21 protein-coding genes and 1 pseudogene are annotated in these 19095 nt (G+C 68.9%); 15 read left to right on the forward strand and 7 right to left on the reverse strand.

Annotation, left to right across the window (positions count from 1 at the left end):
- Positions 1–7 precede the first annotated feature (7 nt).
- Positions 8–805 (forward strand): peptidylprolyl isomerase, encoded by a 798-nt coding sequence (locus ACQZ13_RS22405; RefSeq protein ID WP_431048148.1) that lies wholly within the window; start codon positions 8–10, stop codon positions 803–805.
- Positions 806–903: 98 nt separating this feature from the next.
- A complete protein-coding gene (locus ACQZ13_RS22410) occupies positions 904–1464 on the forward strand; it encodes a DUF2062 domain-containing protein (RefSeq protein ID WP_431048149.1) in 561 nt (186 codons plus the stop codon).
- Between the two features lie 12 nt (positions 1465–1476).
- Here ACQZ13_RS22410 and ACQZ13_RS22415 read toward each other — a convergent pair whose 3' ends face one another.
- On the reverse strand, positions 1477–2172 hold the full coding sequence (locus ACQZ13_RS22415; protein WP_088409016.1) for an ABC transporter ATP-binding protein: 696 nt from the start codon (positions 2170–2172) through the stop codon (positions 1477–1479).
- A 13-nt stretch (positions 2173–2185) separates the two neighbouring features.
- On the opposite strand from ACQZ13_RS22415, the gene ACQZ13_RS22420 reads away from it, so the two are divergent.
- From ACQZ13_RS22420 to ACQZ13_RS22435, 4 genes are read left to right on the forward strand one after another with little or no spacing between them, the layout of a single operon-like run.
- Complete coding sequence (locus ACQZ13_RS22420; protein ID WP_431053346.1) at positions 2186–2866, forward strand: arylesterase; 681 nt, start codon at positions 2186–2188, stop codon at positions 2864–2866.
- Positions 2867–2909: 43 nt separating this feature from the next.
- The gene (locus ACQZ13_RS22425) at positions 2910–4553 is read left to right on the forward strand and encodes a phosphoethanolamine transferase (protein ID WP_431048150.1); all 1644 of its coding nucleotides are present in this window, start codon (positions 2910–2912) and stop codon (positions 4551–4553) included.
- 48 nt (positions 4554–4601) lie between these two features.
- Positions 4602–5960: an NRAMP family divalent metal transporter gene (locus ACQZ13_RS22430; RefSeq protein WP_431048151.1), complete on the forward strand. Its 1359-nt coding sequence runs from the start codon at positions 4602–4604 to the stop codon at positions 5958–5960.
- 9 nt (positions 5961–5969) lie between these two features.
- Positions 5970–7073, forward strand: a complete 1104-nt coding sequence (locus tag ACQZ13_RS22435) for a tetratricopeptide repeat protein (protein WP_431048152.1) — start codon at positions 5970–5972, stop codon at positions 7071–7073.
- 818 nt (positions 7074–7891) lie between these two features.
- On the opposite strand, the gene ACQZ13_RS22440 is transcribed toward ACQZ13_RS22435, so the two are convergent.
- Entirely contained in the window at positions 7892–8146 is a 255-nt protein-coding gene (locus tag ACQZ13_RS22440) for a hypothetical protein (protein WP_431048153.1), read from the reverse strand.
- Between the two features lie 21 nt (positions 8147–8167).
- Positions 8168–8419 carry a hypothetical protein gene (locus ACQZ13_RS22445; protein ID WP_431048154.1) on the reverse strand — a complete coding sequence of 84 codons (252 nt, stop codon included), beginning with the start codon at positions 8417–8419 and terminating at the stop codon, positions 8168–8170.
- A gap of 755 nt (positions 8420–9174) precedes the next feature.
- Here ACQZ13_RS22445 and ACQZ13_RS22450 point away from each other — a divergent pair.
- Together ACQZ13_RS22450 and ACQZ13_RS22455 are read left to right on the forward strand one after the other, a co-directional pair.
- On the forward strand, positions 9175–9759 hold the full coding sequence (locus ACQZ13_RS22450; RefSeq protein WP_431048155.1) for a lactonase family protein: 585 nt from the start codon (positions 9175–9177) through the stop codon (positions 9757–9759).
- Between the two features lie 132 nt (positions 9760–9891).
- Positions 9892–10713 (forward strand): annotated as a pseudogene (locus tag ACQZ13_RS22455) (tellurite resistance TerB family protein).
- 18 nt (positions 10714–10731) lie between these two features.
- Here the strand turns inward: ACQZ13_RS22455 and ACQZ13_RS22460 are convergent.
- Entirely contained in the window at positions 10732–11577 is an 846-nt protein-coding gene (locus ACQZ13_RS22460; protein ID WP_431048156.1) for an SPFH domain-containing protein, read from the reverse strand.
- A 10-nt stretch (positions 11578–11587) separates the two neighbouring features.
- Positions 11588–11770, reverse strand: coding sequence for a hypothetical protein (locus tag ACQZ13_RS22465; protein WP_431048157.1), 183 nt, complete (start codon positions 11768–11770; stop codon positions 11588–11590).
- Positions 11771–12144: 374 nt separating this feature from the next.
- Between ACQZ13_RS22465 and ACQZ13_RS22470 the strand changes: the two genes are divergently transcribed.
- Genes ACQZ13_RS22470 through ACQZ13_RS22490 form a run of 5 tightly spaced genes read left to right on the forward strand, consistent with a single transcriptional unit; the run spans position 12145 to position 16043 of the window.
- Positions 12145–12387, forward strand: a complete 243-nt coding sequence (locus ACQZ13_RS22470) for a hypothetical protein (RefSeq protein WP_088409008.1) — start codon at positions 12145–12147, stop codon at positions 12385–12387.
- Positions 12380–14356, forward strand: a complete 1977-nt coding sequence (locus ACQZ13_RS22475; RefSeq protein WP_431048158.1) for an AAA family ATPase — start codon at positions 12380–12382, stop codon at positions 14354–14356. Before ACQZ13_RS22470 ends, ACQZ13_RS22475 begins: the two co-directional genes overlap by 8 nt.
- Positions 14357–14379: 23 nt before the next feature.
- Positions 14380–14985, forward strand: a complete 606-nt coding sequence (locus tag ACQZ13_RS22480; RefSeq protein ID WP_431048159.1) for a hypothetical protein — start codon at positions 14380–14382, stop codon at positions 14983–14985.
- Between the two features lie 20 nt (positions 14986–15005).
- The gene (locus ACQZ13_RS22485; RefSeq protein ID WP_431048160.1) at positions 15006–15707 is read left to right on the forward strand and encodes a hypothetical protein; all 702 of its coding nucleotides are present in this window, start codon (positions 15006–15008) and stop codon (positions 15705–15707) included.
- Between the two features lie 30 nt (positions 15708–15737).
- The gene (locus tag ACQZ13_RS22490) at positions 15738–16043 is read left to right on the forward strand and encodes a hypothetical protein (RefSeq protein WP_431048161.1); all 306 of its coding nucleotides are present in this window, start codon (positions 15738–15740) and stop codon (positions 16041–16043) included.
- Positions 16044–16079: 36 nt separating this feature from the next.
- On the opposite strand, the gene ACQZ13_RS22495 is transcribed toward ACQZ13_RS22490, so the two are convergent.
- Complete coding sequence (locus tag ACQZ13_RS22495) at positions 16080–16553, reverse strand: DUF4275 family protein (RefSeq protein ID WP_431048162.1); 474 nt, start codon at positions 16551–16553, stop codon at positions 16080–16082.
- Between the two features lie 132 nt (positions 16554–16685).
- Between ACQZ13_RS22495 and ACQZ13_RS22500 the strand changes: the two genes are divergently transcribed.
- Positions 16686–17084, forward strand: a complete 399-nt coding sequence (locus ACQZ13_RS22500; protein ID WP_431048163.1) for a GFA family protein — start codon at positions 16686–16688, stop codon at positions 17082–17084.
- A gap of 27 nt (positions 17085–17111) precedes the next feature.
- Here the strand turns inward: ACQZ13_RS22500 and ACQZ13_RS22505 are convergent, their stop codons facing one another.
- Entirely contained in the window at positions 17112–17996 is an 885-nt protein-coding gene (locus ACQZ13_RS22505; protein ID WP_431048164.1) for an IclR family transcriptional regulator, read from the reverse strand.
- A 117-nt stretch (positions 17997–18113) separates the two neighbouring features.
- On the opposite strand from ACQZ13_RS22505, the gene ACQZ13_RS22510 reads away from it, so the two are divergent.
- Positions 18114–19067 (forward strand): MBL fold metallo-hydrolase, encoded by a 954-nt coding sequence (locus ACQZ13_RS22510; RefSeq protein ID WP_431048165.1) that lies wholly within the window; start codon positions 18114–18116, stop codon positions 19065–19067.
- The last annotated feature ends 28 nt before the right edge of the window (positions 19068–19095 follow it).

Below are 19095 nucleotides of genomic sequence, written 5' to 3' on the forward strand. Positions count from 1 at the left end.
ACCCATCATGAAGAAGTTTGTGCTCGCCGCCACCGTGGCGGTCATCGGCGCCGTCGCCCTGCCGGCCCTTGCCCAGAACATCGCGATCGTGAACGGCAAGCCCGTGCCCAAGGCCCGCGCCGACGTGCTGATCAGCCAGATCACCAAGGGTGGCCAGCCGCGCAGCCCCGAGATGGAAGCCAAGGTCAAGGAAGAGGTCGTGCTGCGCGAGATCTTCCTGCAGGAAGCCGAGAAGCGCGGCCTGAACAAGACCGACGACTACAAGAACCAGATGGAACTGGCGCGCCAGTCGCTGCTGATCCGTGAGCTCTTCGCCGACTACGCGAAGAAGAACCCGATCACCGACGCCGACGCCAAGGTCGAGTACGACAAGTTCAAGGCGCAGGCCTCGGGCACCGAATTCCACGCCCGCCACATCCTGGTGGAGAAGGAAGAAGACGCCAAGGCGCTGGTCAAGCAGCTCAACGGCGGCGCGAAGTTCGAGGACCTCGCCACCAAGAACTCCAAGGACACCGGTTCCGCCCAGAACGGCGGCGACCTGGGCTGGTCCGCGCCGGACGCCTACGTGCCTGAATTCAGCGCCGCCCTGGGCAAGCTGAAGGCCGGCGAGATGACGCAGGAGCCGGTGAAGTCGCAGTTCGGCTACCACATCATCAAGCTGGAAGAGACGCGCCAGGCGCAGTTCCCGGCCTTCGACGACGTCAAGGCCCAGATCATCCAGCGCATGCAGCAGCAGAAGGTCGGGGACTTCCAGGAAGAACTGAAGACCAAGGCCAAGACCGACTTCAAGTTCTCCCAGAACTGATCGCCGATCCGAACAGTCTTTGCTGTACTGTTCAGAGCCCGCGCCGCTGCAGGTCAGCCGCGCGGGCTTTTCACATCTGATGATCGTTTGACGACCCCATGACGGCTTCCCGCCTTGCCCGCCGACTGCTGCCCTCGCCCGAGTCCCTGGAACAGACCAGGGGACTGAAGTGGCTGGGCCACTACCTGAAGGAGCGCCCCTGGTTGTGGGTGGCGCACCGTCGGCGCGTGGCATTGGGCGCGGGGCTGGGACTGGCGGTCGGCGTGATCCCGCTGCCGACGCAGATGCTGCTGGCGGCGGTGGTGGCGATCGCCTGCCGGGCGAACGTGGCGGCCGCGATTGCCGCCACCTGGCTGACCAATCCGTTGACGCTGGTGCCGATCTGGACGCTGGCGATCTTCCTGGGGCGTCAGGTGCTGGGCATCCACGGCCCGATCTCGGCGCCCAAGGAGCTGGCGCTCGACTGGGGCGATCCGAGCAGTTGGTGGCATGCGCTGAGCCAATGGCTCTCCGAACTGGGCGCGCCGCTGCTGGTCGGTCTGCCCTGCGCAGGCGTCGTGCTGGGACTGGCCCTCTACCTGATCGTCTACATCGGCTGGTGGGCGGTCATCCGTTTCGAGCGCAGACGCCGCCTGCGCGAGCGCGCAGCGCGGGCCTGAAGCGCCTGAGGTTCAGGCGGGCAGATCCGCCATCGTGATGTCCTGCAGGTGGCCTGCGGAGATCTTCAACTGCCGCTCGCAGCGTGCCGCGATGCTTTGATCGTGGGTGACCATCACGAGCGTCGTCCCCAGCTCCCGGTTGAGTTCGAACATCAGCGCCATGACCTGCTCCCCCGTGGCGTAGTCGAGGCTGCCGGTGGGTTCATCGGCCAGCAGCAGTGCCGGCTGCTGCACGAAGGCGCGGGCGAGCGCGACGCGCTGCTGCTCCCCGCCCGACAGCACGCGCGGATAGTGCGACAGCCGCTGCCCCAGTCCCACGCGTTCCAGCATCAGCTTGGCTTGCGCCCGGGCGTCGCGTTCGCCGCGCAATTCCAGCGGCAGCATGACGTTCTCCAGCGCCGTCAGGTGCGCCAGCAGCTGGAAGCTCTGGAACACGAAGCCCAGGTGTTCCCCGCGCAGCGCGGCGCGGCCGTCCTCGTCGAGCGCGAACATGTCCTGGCCCCGCAGCCGCACGGTGCCTTGCGTGGGCGTGTCCAGGCCCGCGAGGATGGACAGCAGCGTGCTCTTGCCGGAGCCCGAGGCGCCGACGATGGCGACGGATTCCCGTGCCTGCAGCTGGAAATTGATGTCATGCAGAATGGTCAGCACGCCGTCGGCATCCTGGACCGACTTGCTGACGTGATCGACTTCGAGGATGTTCTGAACCATGAATCAACCGCAGATGCGCCGCCGTGAATGGATGTTGCACTGTAGCGCCTGTGTCGCGACCTTCGTCGCGGCGGGGGTCCTGGCCGGACCTGTCGCGGCGCAAGGCCGCACCGAAGCGGGTGCGGCGGCGGGCGGCGCGGCGCGGCGCATCGTCGTGCTGGGCGACAGTTTGTCGGCCGAATACGGCCTGGCCCGCGGCAGCGGCTGGGTCGCGCTGCTGGACCAGCGGCTGAAGGCGCAGAAGCTGCCCGCCGAGGTGATCAACGCCAGCATCAGCGGGGACACGACGTCCGGTGGACGGTCGCGGCTGCCGGCGCTGCTCAAGCAGCATCAGCCGACGCATCTGATCATCGAACTCGGCGGCAACGACGCGCTGCGCGGCCTGCCGCTGAAGATGACGCGCGAGAACCTGAAGGCCATGGTGCAGGCCGGCAAGGACGCCGGCGCCAAGGTGCTGCTGGTCGGCATGCAGATCCCGCCGAACATGGGCGCGAGCTACGCGCGCGACTTCGAGGGCAGCTTCAAGACCGTCGCGCAGGAGGAGAAGGTGCCGCTGCAGCCCTTCCTGCTGGCCGGCGTGGCCGATCGGCCGGACATGGCCGACTGGTTCCAGGGCGACCGCATCCATCCGCTGGCCAAGGCGCATCCGGTGATGCTGGACAACGTCTGGAAGGTCCTGAGACCGATGCTGTGAGCGGGTGCGTAGACTCCGCGCCTTCGCTCCCTTCTCCGGTCTGATGTCCGATTCCATTCTGAATCGCCCCGCGCTGCTGCGCTGGGGCGCGCTGGGCCTGCTCGCGCTCGCCTGTGCCGGCGCGGTGCTGGCGGGCCACGAGAGCCGCCGCGCGGCGCAGGTCGGGCTGCTCGCCCTCCCCGTCCTGCTCTGGCTGCTGTGGCCCGTCGAGCGCCCGGCCTGGCGTCGCGTGCGTTGGACCGCAGCCTTCGTCGTGATCTCGGCGTTCCTCGTCGACGGCGCGGTACGAGGCTTCCTGCAGCGCGAGTACCAGGCCGCGCCGGACAGCTCGCTGGTGCTCGCCGCAGCGGCCAACACGACACCGCGCGAATCCATCGAATACCTGAGCTCGCAGCTGCCCGCGATGGCCCTGGCCGTCGCCGCGCTGGTCGGGATGCTCGCGCTCGCCGGCGTGGCGATCACGCTCGCCACGCGCATGGCCGGCGCAGAGGCGGCGCTCTCGCGTCGCGCGCGCATCGCGCTGCTCGTCGTGCTGGCCGTCTGCGCCCTCGCCCACCTGAGCAAGCCCTGGCGCCGGCATCATCCGCTGCTGTTCTGGCCCGCGTGGACGCAGCAGGTCGCGGACCTGCGCGCCAACTGGGCCGACCAGCAGGTCCAGCGCGAGCAGCTGATGCGCAACGCCGTCGCGGCAGCGCCCGCGATGACGACGGACACGCCGGCGACGGTCGTGCTGGTGCTGGGCGAAAGCGTGAACCGCGACAACATGAGTCTCTACGGCTACGCGCGGGCCACGACGCCGGAATTGATCGCGCTGCGCGACGAGGAGCGGTCGCGGCTGCTGACGCTGCGCCACGCCTGGTCGACGCAGGCGACGACGGTCGCGTCGCTGAGCGGCCTGTTCAGCTTCGGCGAGCGCGACGAGGACGATCCCGCCGGCAGCACTCAGCACGTGATCGCGCTGGCCAAGCGCGCGGGCTACAAGGTCTGGTGGGTGAGCAACCATGACGACGTCGCCGTCGACCAGCAGCACGCGCGACTGGCCGACGTGGTGGAGATGATCAACCGGCAGCCGGGACGCTCGTCGGGCTCGCTGGACGGCGAACTGCTGGACGAGGTCGAGCAGGCGCTGGCCGATCCGGCGCCGCGCAAGCTGGTGGTGGTGCATCTGCTGGGGGCGCATCCGCATTACCGGCTGCGCATGCCGCCGAACGAGCATCCCTTCGATGACGACGACGGCGACGCCGTGGACAGCGCGATGGCGCGCGACGGCCGCGCCGCGTGGGTGCGGGAGTTCCGGCAGGACTACGACTCGGCGATCCACTACCACGACCGCATCGTGGCGCAGACGCTCCGACTCACGCGCAGCCACCTCGCGGCCGGCGAGCGCGGCGCATGGATGTTCGTGTCGGACCACGGCCAGGAGGTCGGGCACAGCGGGGATCATGCGGGTCACAGCCCCGGGACCGCTGCGGGCTATCGGATCCCGGCGCTCCTGTGGCGCAGCGACGCGGGCTTCGACACGTCGACGGCCTCGCGGCCCTTCCGCGCCGACTGGGCCGGATGGACGCTGGCCGAGCTGATGCAGCTGCGCTGGTCCGGCATGCATGACGAGCGCAACGTGCTCCACGCCACGTATGCGTGGCAGGCGCCGGCGCTGCCGGTGAAGGACGTGGTTTTCGAGCGCTAGGCCGCGGGCACTGCGCTTGCCTGTGCTCCTGCAACCCAGGAGCCCGGCATGGATCGCATCGACAGTGAGGCCGCGGCTCGCGCCGGGAAACAGCCGCGCGAAGCGGCTCCCGGACAGGGCAGCGCCCAGCCCCTCAGCACGCCCTGGTGGAGCAAGCTCGGCCCCGGCCTGATCACCGGCGCCGCGGACGACGATCCGAGCGGCATCGCCACCTACTCGCAGGCCGGCGCGCAGTACGGCTACGCGGTCGGCTGGACCATCCTCGTGACCTTCCCGCTGATGGTCGGCATCCAGCTCGCCAGCGCGCGCATCGGTCGCATCACCGGCAAGGGCTTGACCGAGAACTTCTCCAAGCTCTGCCCGCGCTGGCTGGTCGTCGCGCTCGTCTCGCTGCTGGTCGTCGCCAACGTCATCAACCTCGGCGCCGACCTCAGCGCGATGGGCGACGCGATGCACCTGGCCGTCGGCGGACCGCCGGGCGCGTTCGTCGTGGCCATGGCGCTGCTCTCGCTGCTGCTGCAGATCTGGCTGCCCTACGCGCGCTACGTGATGCTGCTGAAGTGGCTCACGCTGACGCTGCTGGCCTACGTCGGCGTCGGTTTCGCGGCGCAGGCGGACTGGCTGCTCGCGCTGAAGTCGCTGGTGATGCCCACCATGCACTGGGACCGCGACTACACGACCACCGTCGTCGCCATCCTCGGCACGACGATCAGTCCCTACCTGTTTTTCTGGCAGGCCAGCCAGGAAGCCGAGGAGATCCGCCGCATCGATGCGGACCGTCCGCTCGCCGTCGCGCCCGAGCAGGCGACGGCGCAGTTCCGCCGCCTGCGCACGGACACCATGGTCGGCATGGGGTTCTCCAACACGATCGCGTTCTTCATGATCGTCGCCACCGCCGCGGCGCTCCATGCCCACGGCGTGCGCGACATCGAGACCACCGCGCAGGCCGCGCAGGCGCTCAAGCCGATCGCCGGCAACTTCGCGTTCGTGCTCTTCGCCGCCGGCATCGTGGGCACGGGCTTCCTCGCGCTGCCGGTGCTCGCGGGATCGGCGGCCTATGCCGTCGCCACGCTCGCCGGTGTACGGCGCGGGCTGGACCGTCCTGCGCATTCCGCCAAGGTGTTCTACGCGATCCTCAGCGGCGCGATGCTGATCGGCCTGGCGATCAGCCTGTCGGGATTCAATCCGATCAAGGCGCTGGTGTGGTCGGCGGTCGTGAACGCCGTGATCTCCGTGCCCATCATGATCGCGGTCATGGTGGCGGCGTCTCACCGCAAGATCGTCGGCGAGCTGCGACTGCCGCCACTGTGGCGTGTGCTGGGCTGGCTGGCGACCGCGGCGATGGCCGCGGCCACGATCGCGATGATCGTGCTGCAGACTTCCAGCACGTTCTGGGGCAGTCGCTAGACTGCGCCGATGACCGCTCCTGCTCCTCTCCACGACGACTGGACCCTGCGCATCGACGACCTGTGGCGACGTGCACCGGATCTCACCGGCTCGCAGTTGGTCGACGAGGTCGACGCCCTCGCCGCCGAACGGCCCGACGGCGACGCGCGTGCCTTGTTTGAACGCGCCTGCGCGCGCGACACGGCAGGCCTCGAAGCCGAGGCTGAACAGCTCTATCGCGCCGCGCTGGAGACCGGCCGGCTCGATCCCTATCGCCGCACGCGCGCCGTCATTCAACTCGGCAGCACGCTGCGCTGGCTGAAGCGTCTGGACGAGAGCGAGGCGCTGCTTGTCGGCGAGCTCGCGCATCACATGCAGCCCGGCCATGACCGGCCGCTGCATGACGAGGCGCGTTCGATCCTGGCGCTCACCTACGCCGCGCAGGGGCGCGGCAATGAGGCCGCCGGACTGGCGCTGGCCGTGCTCGCGCCGCGGCTGTCGCGCTACAACCGCTCGACGCTGGCCTGCGCGAAGCAATTGGCCGGCGAGGTCTGGGACGACGGCGCCGTCGTCGCGCCCGGTACGCCGAGCGTCGAACTGATCGAAGGCCGCTTCGTGCTGCGGCCCTACCGGCCCGCCGATCTGCCGGACTTCGTCGCCGCGGTCCGCGAGTCGCATGCGTCCATCGGACGCTGGATGAAATGGGCGCATGCGGCGTTCTCCGTGGCCGAAGGCGCGGAGTGGCTGGACCATTGCGCGCGCGGCTGGCAGAGCGGCACGAGCTACGAGTTCGGCATCTTCGATCGCGAGACCGGCGAGTTTGTCGGCGGGGGCGGGCTCAACTCGCTGCACGCGGTGCATCCGTTCTGCAACCTCGGCTACTGGGTGCGTTCGTCCTGGCAGGGCCAGGGCGCGGCTTCGTCGGCGGTGCGGGCGCTCAGCCGGCATGCTTTCGGAAAGCTCCAGCTGATGCGCGTGGAGATCGTGGTCGCGAACGGCAATGAACCCAGCCTCGCCGTGGCCCGCAAGAGCGGCGCGCACTACGAGGGCTTGCTGCGCAACCGCATCCGGGGCGTGGACGGCAAGCCGTGGGATGCGCACCTGTTTTCGATGGTGCCCGGCGTCGCCGACTGAACACCCCGAACGAGGGAGTTCCCGCGATACCCGAGGTAGCGCGGGGTCCTAAACTTCCGCGCTGTTTCCGTGCCATCGGCAGGCACGGCGACGGCGCGAGATCCCGCGGTCCGCGTCCACACCCGCCGGAACGAGGGAGTCCCCATGTCTGCACCTGGTGCGCTGCGTCGCTGCGCCTGGCCTTTGCTCGCGCTGCTCACCGCCTGCGGCGGAGGCGGCGGTGACGGCGGGGGCAGTTCGAACAACGGAAGCACGACCCCGCCCCCGGTCACGACGCCCTCCGCGCCAACCACCTCCTACGTCGTCGGCGGCACGGTGTCCGGCCTGGCCGGCGGCGATCTGGTCCTGACACTCAACGGGGCCCAGCCGCTGACCGTGCGCGCGGACGGCAGCTTCGCCTTCCCGCAAAGTCTGGCCGACGGCCAGCGCTACACGATCGCCGTGCAGGCCCATCCGGCCATGCCCGCGCAGACCTGCGTCGTGGCACCGGAGGCCGCGCAAGGCCAACTGAGCGGCGCCGACATGCGTCGGGCCGCCGTCCAGTGCAGCACGAACCGGTACGGTCTCGGCGGCACGGTGTCGGGTCTGAAGGGTCAGGGCTTGACGCTGCAGCTCGACGACACCACGCCGCTCCCGCTGGCCGCCGACGGCACATTCCGCTTTCCGGACACGCTGGCCAGCGGATCGAGCTATCGGGTCCAGGTGAAGACCCAGCCGCAGTCGCCCGCGCAGACCTGTTCGCTCGGCGGCGGCGCCGCGACCGGGACGGTGGTCGCCCAGGACATCGGCGACCTGAAGGTCCAGTGCTCGACGAACACCTATGCTGTGACGGCGCAGGTCGAAGGGCTGGCCGGGACGGGCCTGGTGCTGCGCAACAACGCGGCGGATGACCTGACTGTCGCCGCCAACGGCCCCGCCACGTTCGCCGCGGCGGTCTCCGCGGACGCGGGATACGCGGTGACGGTCCAGAAACAGCCGTCGTCGCCGAGCCAGACCTGCAGCGTGGTCAACGGCGTCGGCACCACGGGCCCCTCCTCGGCCAACGTCGACACCGTCCGCGTGGTCTGCGCCACCCGCAGCTTCTCCGTGGGCGGTCAGGTCGCCGGCCTGCTGGGCGGCGGCCTGGTGCTGCGCAACAACGGCGGCGACGACGCGGTCCCCGACGCCGCAGGACGTTTCCAGTTCCGCACGCCGGTGGCCAGCGGCGGACGGTATGCGATCACGGTGCGGACGCAGCCGGCCAACCCGTCGCAGACCTGCACCGTGAACGCCGGGACGGAAGGCGGCGCGGTGCTGGACGCCGACATCGGCAGCGTCAGCGTGTCCTGCGCGACGAATGCGTACAAGGTCGGCGGGCAGGTGCAAGGCCTCTGGTCGGCCTCGCTGGCGCTCCAGCTCAACGGGGCGGAGGACCTCGAAGTCCGCGCCGACGGCGCCTTCGCGTTCAGCCGTGCGCTGGCCAGCGGGTCGAGCTACCGCGTCACGGTGAAAGCGCAGCCGCGCCGCCCGATGATGAAGTGCGACGTGGTCGACGGCACCGGCGTGGTGACCGCCGGGGACGTCCTGGCGCCGGTCGTGCGCTGCGCGCCGGTGAGCGGCACCGTCGCGTACTACATGGATGGTTACGCCAACTACAGCGGCGGGTTGGGCCTGTACGACATCGATCCGGCGACCGGTGCGTACGCGCCCGCCACAGGCCCGGGCTCCTATGCGGGCGCCAGCGCGATGAGCAACCTGAAGGGGCCCTCCCTGTCGGCGAACGGACTAGCGGCCTTCATCGCCGGCGGCTCCGCCGCGTGGCCGTACCCCGGCTCGGTGGACATGTTCCGCATGGACCCTCAGACCGGTCGTGTCACACGCGTCGCGATCGATGCCGTCGGCCTGGACGGTCCGTTGGCCGTCGTCGCCCATCCGTCCGGACAGTACGTCTACACCCCGACCAAATCGAGCAAGGTCCTGGTCTACAAGACCGACCTGGCGGCGGCGACCTTCACGAAGGTCGGAGAGGTCCAGTCGTCGCTCTGGGAGAGCGACGGCGGCATCGTCGACGCGGCCGGCCGGTTCCTCTACCTCACGGGGCTACGAGGGCAACATCGACGTGATGCGCATCAACCCGGCGGACGGCCAGTTGACCCTGGTGCAGACGTTCGCGGCGTACACGAACCCGCCCCGCATGCGCGTGGCGCTGCATCCGTCCGGCCGGTTCATGTACGTCCTGATGGGTGGCGAGCCTGGACGGGACTTCTGGACCGGCGCCATCATGACCCTGGCGGTGGATGCGCAGACCGGCCAACTCACGAAGGTGGGGGTCACCGACGACATGGGCTTCAATTCGCAGGCGTTCGCCCTGCATCCCTCCGGCCGCTTCCTCTATGTCAACAACAGCGGCCACTACAACACCTCGTCCATTTCCCCCAAGGTCTGGGGATCGGTGACCACCATGGTCATCGATCCGGTGAGCGGCCTGCCCTCACGCCTGCTGCCCGATTTCGACAACCCCCACCTCGGCGCCTACTGCGCCAGCGTGGATCCCACCGGCACCTACCTCTATGCCGACGCCACGCTGACAGGGAATGCAGGCGCCACGATGCGTCAGTTCCGGATCGATGCGACAACCGGCCGATTGACCTGGGTGCGCGACCTCGGTGAGCGACTGCAGTGCCCGAGGTACCGGGAGTCCGGCTGATGCGTCGTTAGCACCACGGCCCGCGTCGGGCAAGACGGTCGGACCTGCCCTGCCGACAGGTCGATCGGACTGGGGATATCGCCCGACGCCCTCAACTGACAGACTCTTCCATCGTGTTGAAAGGGGCTGGCGATGAGTGCGCATGGACTTCTGGATCAACTGCTGAGATCGGGTCGGGATCTGCTTTAGGGCAGCGGCGGCGTACCGGGCCGGACCGGCTCGGGTGGGCTGGGTGGGCTGGGTGGACTCGGCGGCCTCGGCGGACTGGGCAATCTAGGCAACCTCGGGAATCTCGGCAACCTGGGCGGACTCGGCAAGATGGGCGCGGGTGCCGGCGTAGCCGGCGTGCTGGGTGCCCTGCTGGGTAGCAAGCGCGGCCGCAGCTACGGCGGGAAGGCGCTGAAGTACGGCAGCATCGCCGCGCTCGGTTTGATGGCGTACAAGGCCTACACGGCCTGGCAGGCGCAGCAGCAGTCGCAAGGGCAACCCGGGCAGCAAGGACAGGCGCCAGGAACGGCGTGGACGCCGGGCGCGACTCCGGCATCGCCGTCGCATCTGGCGGCCGAGCCCCGCACGCTGGACCGGGTGCCGCAGGACGAGGCCGAGGAGCACAGCCGCGCCGTGCTGCTGGCGATGATCGCCGCGGCCAAGGCCGACGGTCATCTGGACGATCGCGAGCGCGAACTGATCGAGCAGGCGCTCAGCCGCGTCGAGGACGATCCCGAACTGCGCCGCTGGCAGGAGGACGTCCTGCGCCGCCCGCTCGATCCGGCCGCCGTCGCGCAGGCCGCCACCACGCCGGAGATCGCTTCCGAGATGTACCTCGCGAGCCTGCTGATGGTCGACGAGACCAGCTTCATGGAGCGCGCCTACCTCGACGAACTGGCCCGGCAACTGAAGCTGCCGGACGGCCTGAAGGCGCAGCTCGAGGCGCAGGCGCTTGCGCAGGCCTGACGGACTCGCGCCGACCCGTCAGCGCGCCGGGTTGGCGTTGACGATGCCCTTGAAGTCGTAGGGCACCACGATCGTCTGTACCTTCCCGGCCGCGACGCCTTCGGCGATCTTCAGCTGGGCCTGCGCGTTCATGTACTCGATCGCCTTGCTGTTGGTGTTCAGCGCGGCGATCCGTTCGGCTTCCTTCTTGGCAGTCTCGACCTCGATCTCCTTGGCGCGCAGCGCGTTCTGCGCCGTCACCACGGCGTTCGCGGACGCAATGATGTCGTCCGCCGGCATCACCGTGCGGACCTGCACCAGCGACACCGACAGCGCCGTCGCCAGCCCTTCCGAGGCCAGCGTCTCGGTCACGATGCGCTTGATCTCGGCCTCGATCTTCTGGCGGTTGTCGGCGACGGCCAGGGCCTTGTACTCGCGCACCGCCTTGTAGGCCGCGTTGTTGGTCACCGTGGTCATGTAGCCGTGCATCAGGATCCAGTCGCGGTCGTCCCGGCTGAACGCGTGGAAGGTGCGGCTCTTCGTGGTCCACAGATCCGATACCGCCGCGGGATTGATCGAATAGACCAGCGTCATGTCGAAGTCCTTCAGCGTGCTGTTGTCGGACGTCAGCGGCTGCTTGTTCTCCAACAGGACCGCGATGTCGCGCACCGGGAAGGTCAGCACGTCGCCGAACAGCGTCTGATTGAAGCTGCCGGGCAGCAACTCGGCGCCGCTGATCTGCTTGTCGACACCGACACGCAGGCCGACTTCGCCGGTCTCGATGCGGGTGCAGCCGCCGAGCAGGGCCGCCACGGCGAGCACGCCCAGCGACAGGGCCGACGAACGTGATGAACGCGAAGAACGCGCAGCGATGTTGGTGTTCATGTTTTTCTCCTCAGAACAGATAGATGGTGAGCGCCGCGAGCCCCAGCGCGAGCACCGCGCCGGCGACGGCCCAACGTGCGACCTGGAACCAGGCCAGCGCCTGTCTTCGCGTCAATGAACGCACCCAGATCACCAGGCCCAGACAGGCCAGCCACAAGACGATGAGCACCAACCAGGCGCGAATGAGAGCCATGCTTTTTTCTCCTCGGCCTGGATTGTGGGGCGCTGCATGTCGGCCGCGATCAATGCCGACGGGGGACACCCCTCAGGGGGAGAGTGACCACGCAACGTTGGCGCGCCGCAACGCGTCGTCGCCTCGCAGACGATTCGCACTTGCGCGCCGCGCCGGTGCTCAGCATCATCCGCGTCCACTGCTGAAGGCGCCGACGACAGCGCCCGCATGACGGAGATCCCTCTTATGTCCTCCTTGTTCATCTCGACCATCGACTGAACACGGTTCCCGAGCCCCGGCTGAACCGTGTCTGTTCACAGATACGGCCTCAGACCGCGCGGCTTGCGCAAAGCCCCGCCGCCATCGAGCCGGGGCTTTTGCTTTTCGGAAACCGAATGAGTGCACAACTCCGTTCCCGCGCCCTCCAGGAGGGGCGGGTCAAGGCCCTGCGCCGCATGAAACAAGCCATGACGCTGGTGCTCGAGACGAGCCCCGGTGCGCGCGACCCCGTGGCGCGCGCGATGGCCCAACGTGGATTGCGAGGCGCGGGCCAACACATCCAGAGCCGCGGCGCACAGCGCCGTGCCGACCGCGTGGCGCTGCAGGCGCTGCTGCGACGAGAGGAATGGGATGAATGAATCCACCGACCTGCGCGCGCAGCTGGCGCAGAGAAACCAGCAGCTGCAAGACGTCGCCGCCCAGCTCAAGACCGAGCTGTTCGGCATCGACGCCATCATCGACCGCGTCATCGATTCGGTGCGCGCGTGGTACGTGCTGCCCGAGCTCGTCTCGCGGCCTGTCATCGTCTGTCTCTGGGGCCTGACCGGCACCGGCAAGACGCAGCTCGTGCGCCGCCTGACGCAGCTGCTGGGCTTCTACGACCGCTTCGTGGAAGTGCAGATGGACGGCTTCTCCAACGGCGCGGGCATGCGCGGCGCGCAGAGCATCTCCGGAATGCTGGGGCGCTCCGGCATCCGCGAGGGCGAGCCGGGCATCCTGGCGCTCGACGAGTTCCAGCGCTTCCGCACGATCAACGCCAAGCGCGACGAGGTGCGCGTCGAGCGCTACCAGGACGTGTGGGCGCTGCTCTCCGACGGCAAGCTGCCGCCGGCGCTCTCGCTGCTGAACGACCTCGAATCGTCCATCGCCGAGGCGGCTTTCGACGCCGAGCGCGTCGATGCCGATGCCGACGAGGCCAAGCTGCGCTTCAAGCTGCGCAGTTGGGAGGCGCAGGAACTGCAGCGCACCCTCAAGCTCGACATGCCGCTGATGGAGATCATGGCCTGGACGCCGGACGAAGTGCAGGCCCGCCTGCGCGCGTTCCGCGACGGTCAGCAGCAATGGGAGACCGACTACAGCCGGCTGCTCGTCTTCGTCTGCGGCAACCTCGACGAGATGTACGAGGACCTCGCCACCAGCGTGGACGACTGCGACAGCGACGCCGACACCTTCCACGCAGTGACCGGCAAGCTCAGCGTCATCGACGTCAAGCAGGCGCTCAACAAGCGCTTCAAGCCGGAGCAGGTCGCGCGACTGGGCAACGAGCACGTGGTCTATCCCTCGCTGTCGCGGCGCGCGTACGAGCAGCTGATCGAACAGGGCTGCGACCGCTACGCCCGCGAGACGGAGGCGCGCTGCGGTCTGCGTTTCGACATCACGGTGAGCGTGCGCGAGCAGATCTACGCCAACGCGGTGTTCCCCGCACAGGGCACGCGGCCGCTGTTCTCGTCGCTGCACGCGATCCTGGGCGCAGGGCTTTCCAAGGCGGCGCTGTGGGCGATCGAACGCGGCGCCGGAACCGGTGCCGAAGCTGGCGCCGACGTGCGAATCACCGCGGACGGCCGCGGCCTGATCGCGCACTGGCGCGACGAGTCGCAGGCGATCGCCGCGCCCTTCGAGATCAGCCGCCTGCGCCAGCGCAGCAACGCGGATTTCCGCGCGCTGCTGGCGGTGCACGAGGCCGGCCACGGACTGGTGCATGCGCTGCTGTTCGGCCGCGCGCCGCGCGAGATCAAGATCCATGTCGCGAGCTTCGAGGGCGGCTACAACAGCTACACCTCGCGCAAGGTCTGGTCGCGGGGCAACCTGCTCGACGCCATGTGCACCAGCCTGGCCGGCCGCGCGGCCGAACTGCTGGTGTTCGGATCGGACATGAGTTCCAGCGGCGCCGAGAGCGATCTGCGCAAGGCCACCGGCACGGCGGCGCGCATGCTGCGCCACCTCGGCCACGGGTCGCGCATCGGGCGCAGCGATGTCTCCACATCGAGCGACGACAACCTCTGCACCGACGTGGACGCGAGCAATGCCCCGATCGAGGCGCTGCTGCAGGCCGAGCATGCGCGGGCGACGGGGTTGATCGAGACGCATCGCGGCGCGCTGCTGGCGCTCATCGACGAGCTGATGGCACACGGCCAGGTCACGCCCGAGCGGTTCGCCGCGGTGGTCGGACTGCCGCTGGACAGGCCGGAGGACGCGCTGGATCCGTATGCGGAACGGCTCGCGGCGTTCCGGGCGTCGGCCCGGGCGCGAGCGCGCCCTCCCCGCGATCCGGGGGACGGCCGCGTGCCTTCGGCGCCACTCGCGGTATCCATCACGATCGGCGCGTGATGCGCCCTCTAGACTCGCGCGCCATGCTCCACCGCCGCCTCCTTCTGGGCGCCTTCGCCCTGGCCTTGACCGCCTGCGCGCAGGCGCCGACCCAGCGCCTCGCCCCGACCACGCAGCCGCTGAAGTCCGTGCGTCTCTACACCTGGTTTAACCATGATCCCGCGCTGACGGGATCGGGGTTGGACCGGTTCATCGGGACCTTGCGCGGCAACGGCCTCGAGGTCCGGCAGGCCGATGCGTTGCCGCGGCCGCTGGCGTCGCTGCAGGCGCTGGACGCCGCGTGGGACCAGGCACCGGCCGCCACGATCGCCACGCACGCGCTGGTGCTGACGCGCCAGTACGAGCAGAGCAGCCAGGGCACGCGCTACGTGCGCTACGAGGCGGTGCTCTGGGACCCGAGCACCCGCAAGCTCGTGTGGCTGGGCACGCTCGCGTCCGCCGCGTCCTTCGATCCGCTGCGCACGGGGCAGGTCCTGATCACCGACGCCGACCGACGCGCGGAGCGCCTCGCCGGCGACCTGCTGCGCGGCCTGGACCGCGACAGCCTCTTCGCGCTGAGCGGCAAGACGCCTCGCGACGCCAAGGGCAGAGAGATTCCACCGACACTTCTTCCGATCGACATCCGCTGATCCTGACGACTCCGACGACCATGACTTGCCCGACCCTTCCCGTTCTCGCGCTGCGCGCATCGATCCTGAGCCTGGCCCTGGCGGCCGCCCTGCCGGTCCTGGCGAGCAGCGAAGGCAGCATCACGGAAACCTGTGCCAGGCCTCCCGCCGGCGCGGCGAGCGCAGCGCCGGCGGATGCCGATGTCAAGCCACCGCTGACGACGATCGACGTGGTGTTCGTCACCGCGCAATTCAAGAAGCCCGGCCTCGCGCAACAGGAGGCGGACGAGGAGTGGGCCGACTGGAAGATCTACGACATCAGCCGTCTCGTGACCGAACGTGCGCCCAAGCTGCTGCGCGTCAACGGCCTGGAGGGTCAGGTGACCGTGCTGCCGCCGGTGGCCATCGGCGATGAGCCCGACTTCAGCACGCTGGACCCGGCCCGCCCGGCGCTGGTGTTCGTGCCGGCCAAGTATTCCAAGTGGAGTCCGAGGTTCTTCGCGAAGGCGGGGGCGCTGTCGTATGTCGTCGAACTGAAGAACGCCGGCGCCGAAGCGCCACGGATGAAATGCCGCGTCGAGGTCGCCGGCGGTTTCGGTTTCGATCCCATCTGGGGCATCGCGAAGACGAATCGGGTCAACGCGGAGTGGGTCGACGACCGCATCACCGGCGCGCTCACCGTGCTGGCCAGGCAAGGCGTCGTCAAGCTGAGCGGCGAGAAGGCCGTGCGTCCGGCCGAGTAACGGCGCAGGGAAAGCGCGAGGAGAAGCACGATGGCCCTGGACCTCTACGCCGGCGAGCATCGCGAGCGCATCGCGCCGCAGGACGAGGTGCTGCTTCAGTTGGCTGAAGCGGAAGGCCCTCGCCATCCGCAGCTCAGCGCCTTGCTCGCGGCCTTCTATGACAGCCCTCGCCTGTCTGCGCGACAGGCCGGCGAGCTCGCGCATGAGCTCCTGATGCTCATGACTAGCGCGGAAGCTTCGCTCAACCCCGCCCAGTTGCGACGAGGTCTGCGGCTGGCCGCCTTCTTCAGCGCGGCAAGTCGCGCGGGCCTGGAGATCCGGACGTCGAGCGACTGAGCCGCCGAGCGCGGCGCGCGCCGGTCGTCGACGTGTTCAGGCCCACCCCTTGGCGCGGGCCGCCTCGATCTCCCGCTGCTTGCGGATCTGCGCAAGGCTCTCCGCCTCCAGGCGCTCCACATCAGGGTGCGTCGCGAAGTAAGGCCCGAGCCATCCGTCCTCATGGGTGAACGCCATGGTCCATGCCAAGTTGGGCGGAAAGACGTAGTAGTCGCCCATGAAGGTCCATTCGGGGCGCCTGTCGGTCACGTAGGCCGCGTTCCGGTCGTTCGACAGAACGATGTACTCCGGCGCCTCCCGCGTCGCGTAGGCGGCGAGCGCCTCCTTGCCGGAGAGGTTTTCGTAGGCGCCACCGCTGAACACGTGCCACATGTAGGCCTTCAACTTCATCCCGTGGACGCCACGGGCGAACACCTCCAGCCATGCCGTCGCAAAGGCGGCGGCTTGCGCCTCGGACAGCTCGCGCACGATGCGACCGGGTCGGATCAACGGGGTCTCTTGCTTGGCCATGCGGCTCATCATGCCATCCGTGGGGACAGTGCTTGCTGCGGCCATTCCAGCAGCGGCTCGACGCCGCCTTCACGCGTTCCGCCGATGGGCGACTTAGACTGCCCCGTGCCTGAATCACGAGATCGAGCTGTCATGAAAGTCCACGGTTCCTGCCATTGCGGCGCCATCAAGTTCACCGGTGAAGTGGATCCGGCCCAAGTCGTCGTCTGCCATTGCGACGACTGCCAGATCCTCTCCGGCGCGCCCTACCGCGCGGTCATCTCGGCGCCGATGGAGACGTTCGAGATCTCCGGTTCGCCCAAGACCTATGTGAAGGTCGCGCAGAGCGGAAACCGCCGCGCGCAGGTGTTCTGCCCCGATTGCGGCACGGCGCTGTACGGCGCCGCGGCGGAGAACCCGACTCACGCGGTGATGCGGCTCGGCTGCCTGGAGGAGCGGGATCAGTTGCGCCCATCAAGGCAGATCTGGACGCACTCGGCGGCCGGATGGACGGCGGCGCTTGGCGAGGTGCCGGCTTCGCCGGGGCAGTGAAAGCGCGGGGCCGCCCTGAGCAAAGCCTCAAGCAGGGAAGCGCCCGCCGATCTCCCGCATCAACGCCGTCGCCGTCCCGGTGAGCCCGCGCGCCACCGCACCCTCCCACGCCGCATCGAACGCCCCTGACGGTCCGATCGCCGTCAGCGCCAGCGCCATCTGCGCGTCGCTGTCGAAGACGGGCACGGCCAGCGCGCTCACGCCTTCGACGATGCCACCCACCGAGCGGTGCATCACACGCCCACGGATCTCATCCAGCGTCGTCGAGAACGCCGCCCACGTCGGCAGCTCGCGCGGTCGATCGTGCGGGCCGACGCGGGCCAGATCCGTAGGGCCCTTGCGACGCGCTTCCACGAGCATCGCCTTGATCTCCGCCTCCGGCCGGTAGGCCGCGAACAGCGGACCCGACGCGGTGTCCGACAGCGACACCACCGTCCCGTGCCGCATCGTCACGTGCACCGCCGCCGGCGACGCCGCCGTGCGCACGATCGTCGCGCCCTGAGAGCCCCACACCGCGATCGCCACCGTGTGACCGATCTCCTCGGCCAGGCCCTCCAGCCGCGCCGTCGCCAGCCGGATCGGATCGATCTGCCGCATGCCGATCAGGCCCATCTCCATCGCCAACGGCCCCAGGCCGTAGTAGCCCGTCGCCGGGTCCTGACGCATCAACCCGAGCTTGCAGAAACTCACCAGGTAGGGATGCGCCTTCGCCGGGCTCATCTCCGCCGCCTGCGACAGCGCCTTGAGCGGCAGCGGCTGGCCGCGTGCCGCTGCCGCCTTCAGCAGGCGGCCGCCCACCTCGATGCTCTGGATGCCGCGTCGATCCTCGCGGTCTTCCCGCTCTTCCCGTTCACTGGCGTCCTCGCGGTCGTTGGCATCCGGCGCGTCGTCGGCGATGTCTGGCATGGTCATTTCGCTATTGTTGAACGAATTCAGCGACACAGCTATATTTGCATCCAACAAACGAATTCCGTTTTGCTGAATTTCTTCGGCAGGACGATCCCCCTCAGCCAACGCCCGGGATACGCCATGACCAAGCAGTTCGCCAGCCACGCCGACGTCGAGGAGAAGCAGGTCTCCTTCGTCAAGCTCAGCGACAACGCCTATGCCTACACGGCCGAGGGCGACCCGAACACCGGCATCATCATTGGCGACAACGCGGTGATGGTCATCGACACGCAGGCCACTCCGGTGATGGCGCAGGACGTCATCCGCCGCATCCGCGAGGTCACCGACAAGCCCATCAAGTACGTCGTGATGAGCCACTACCACGCGGTGCGCGTGCTGGGCGCCTCGGCGTACGAGCCCGAGCACATCATCGCCAGCCGCGATACCTACGACCTCATCGTCGAACGCGGCGAGCAGGACAAGGCCAGCGAGATCGGCCGCTTCCCGCGGCTGTTCCGCAATGTCGAATCCGTGCCCGCCGGGCTGACCTGGCCGACCATCACCTTCCAGGGCGCGATGAGCCTCTGGCTTGGCAAGCTCGAAGTGCAGCTGCTGCAGCTCGGACGCGGGCACACGAAGGGCGACACCGTCGCGTGGCTGCCGGAGCAGAAGATCCTCTTCTCCGGCGACCTGGTGGAGTTCGACGCCACGCCCTATGCCGGCGATGCGTACTTCAGCGACTGGCCGCAGACGCTCGACAACCTCGCCGCGCTCAAGCCGCGCGCGCTCGTCCCCGGGCGCGGCGCGGCGCTGACCACGCCCGAGTCCGTCGCGCAGGGACTCGCCGGCACGCGCAGCTTCATCGCCGATCTGCATGACTCGGTGAAGGCCGGCGTCGCCGCGGGCAAGGAGCTCAACGCCGTCTACAAGGACACCTACGCCGTCATGAAGCAGAAGTACGGCCACTGGGTCATCTTCGACCACTGCATGCCGTTCGACGTCACGCGCTGCTACGACGAGGTCACGCAGTTCCGCGATCCGCGCATCTGGACCGCACAGCGCGATCAGGAGATGTGGCAGACGCTCGAAGGCTGATGGGTTTGCGCACTGCCCCGGCCGCTGG

This window comes from Roseateles sp. L2-2 (assembly GCF_050613215.1).
GTDB lineage: Bacteria > Pseudomonadota > Gammaproteobacteria > Burkholderiales > Burkholderiaceae_C > Roseateles > Roseateles noduli.

Coding starts and splice junctions, on each gene's coding strand:
- ACQZ13_RS22500 (WP_431048163.1), top strand. CDS start 16,686: ATGAAAGTCCACGGTTCCTGCCATTGCGGCGCCATCAAGTTCACCGGT.
- ACQZ13_RS22490 (WP_431048161.1), top strand. CDS start 15,738: ATGGCCCTGGACCTCTACGCCGGCGAGCATCGCGAGCGCATCGCGCCG.
- ACQZ13_RS22460 (WP_431048156.1), bottom strand. CDS start 11,577: ATGAACACCAACATCGCTGCGCGTTCTTCGCGTTCATCACGTTCGTCG.
- ACQZ13_RS22475 (WP_431048158.1), top strand. CDS start 12,380: ATGAATGAATCCACCGACCTGCGCGCGCAGCTGGCGCAGAGAAACCAG.
- ACQZ13_RS22405 (WP_431048148.1), top strand. CDS start 8: ATGAAGAAGTTTGTGCTCGCCGCCACCGTGGCGGTCATCGGCGCCGTC.
- ACQZ13_RS22485 (WP_431048160.1), top strand. CDS start 15,006: ATGACTTGCCCGACCCTTCCCGTTCTCGCGCTGCGCGCATCGATCCTG.
- ACQZ13_RS22430 (WP_431048151.1), top strand. CDS start 4,602: ATGGATCGCATCGACAGTGAGGCCGCGGCTCGCGCCGGGAAACAGCCG.
- ACQZ13_RS22420 (WP_431053346.1), top strand. CDS start 2,186: ATGCGCCGCCGTGAATGGATGTTGCACTGTAGCGCCTGTGTCGCGACC.
- ACQZ13_RS22465 (WP_431048157.1), bottom strand. CDS start 11,770: ATGGCTCTCATTCGCGCCTGGTTGGTGCTCATCGTCTTGTGGCTGGCC.
- ACQZ13_RS22415 (WP_088409016.1), bottom strand. CDS start 2,172: ATGGTTCAGAACATCCTCGAAGTCGATCACGTCAGCAAGTCGGTCCAG.
- ACQZ13_RS22505 (WP_431048164.1), bottom strand. CDS start 17,996: ATGACCATGCCAGACATCGCCGACGACGCGCCGGATGCCAACGACCGC.
- ACQZ13_RS22410 (WP_431048149.1), top strand. CDS start 904: ATGACGGCTTCCCGCCTTGCCCGCCGACTGCTGCCCTCGCCCGAGTCC.
- ACQZ13_RS22495 (WP_431048162.1), bottom strand. CDS start 16,553: ATGGCCAAGCAAGAGACCCCGTTGATCCGACCCGGTCGCATCGTGCGC.
- ACQZ13_RS22480 (WP_431048159.1), top strand. CDS start 14,380: ATGCTCCACCGCCGCCTCCTTCTGGGCGCCTTCGCCCTGGCCTTGACC.
- ACQZ13_RS22425 (WP_431048150.1), top strand. CDS start 2,910: ATGTCCGATTCCATTCTGAATCGCCCCGCGCTGCTGCGCTGGGGCGCG.
- ACQZ13_RS22450 (WP_431048155.1), top strand. CDS start 9,175: ATGCGCATCAACCCGGCGGACGGCCAGTTGACCCTGGTGCAGACGTTC.
- ACQZ13_RS22435 (WP_431048152.1), top strand. CDS start 5,970: ATGACCGCTCCTGCTCCTCTCCACGACGACTGGACCCTGCGCATCGAC.
- ACQZ13_RS22470 (WP_088409008.1), top strand. CDS start 12,145: ATGAGTGCACAACTCCGTTCCCGCGCCCTCCAGGAGGGGCGGGTCAAG.
- ACQZ13_RS22510 (WP_431048165.1), top strand. CDS start 18,114: ATGACCAAGCAGTTCGCCAGCCACGCCGACGTCGAGGAGAAGCAGGTC.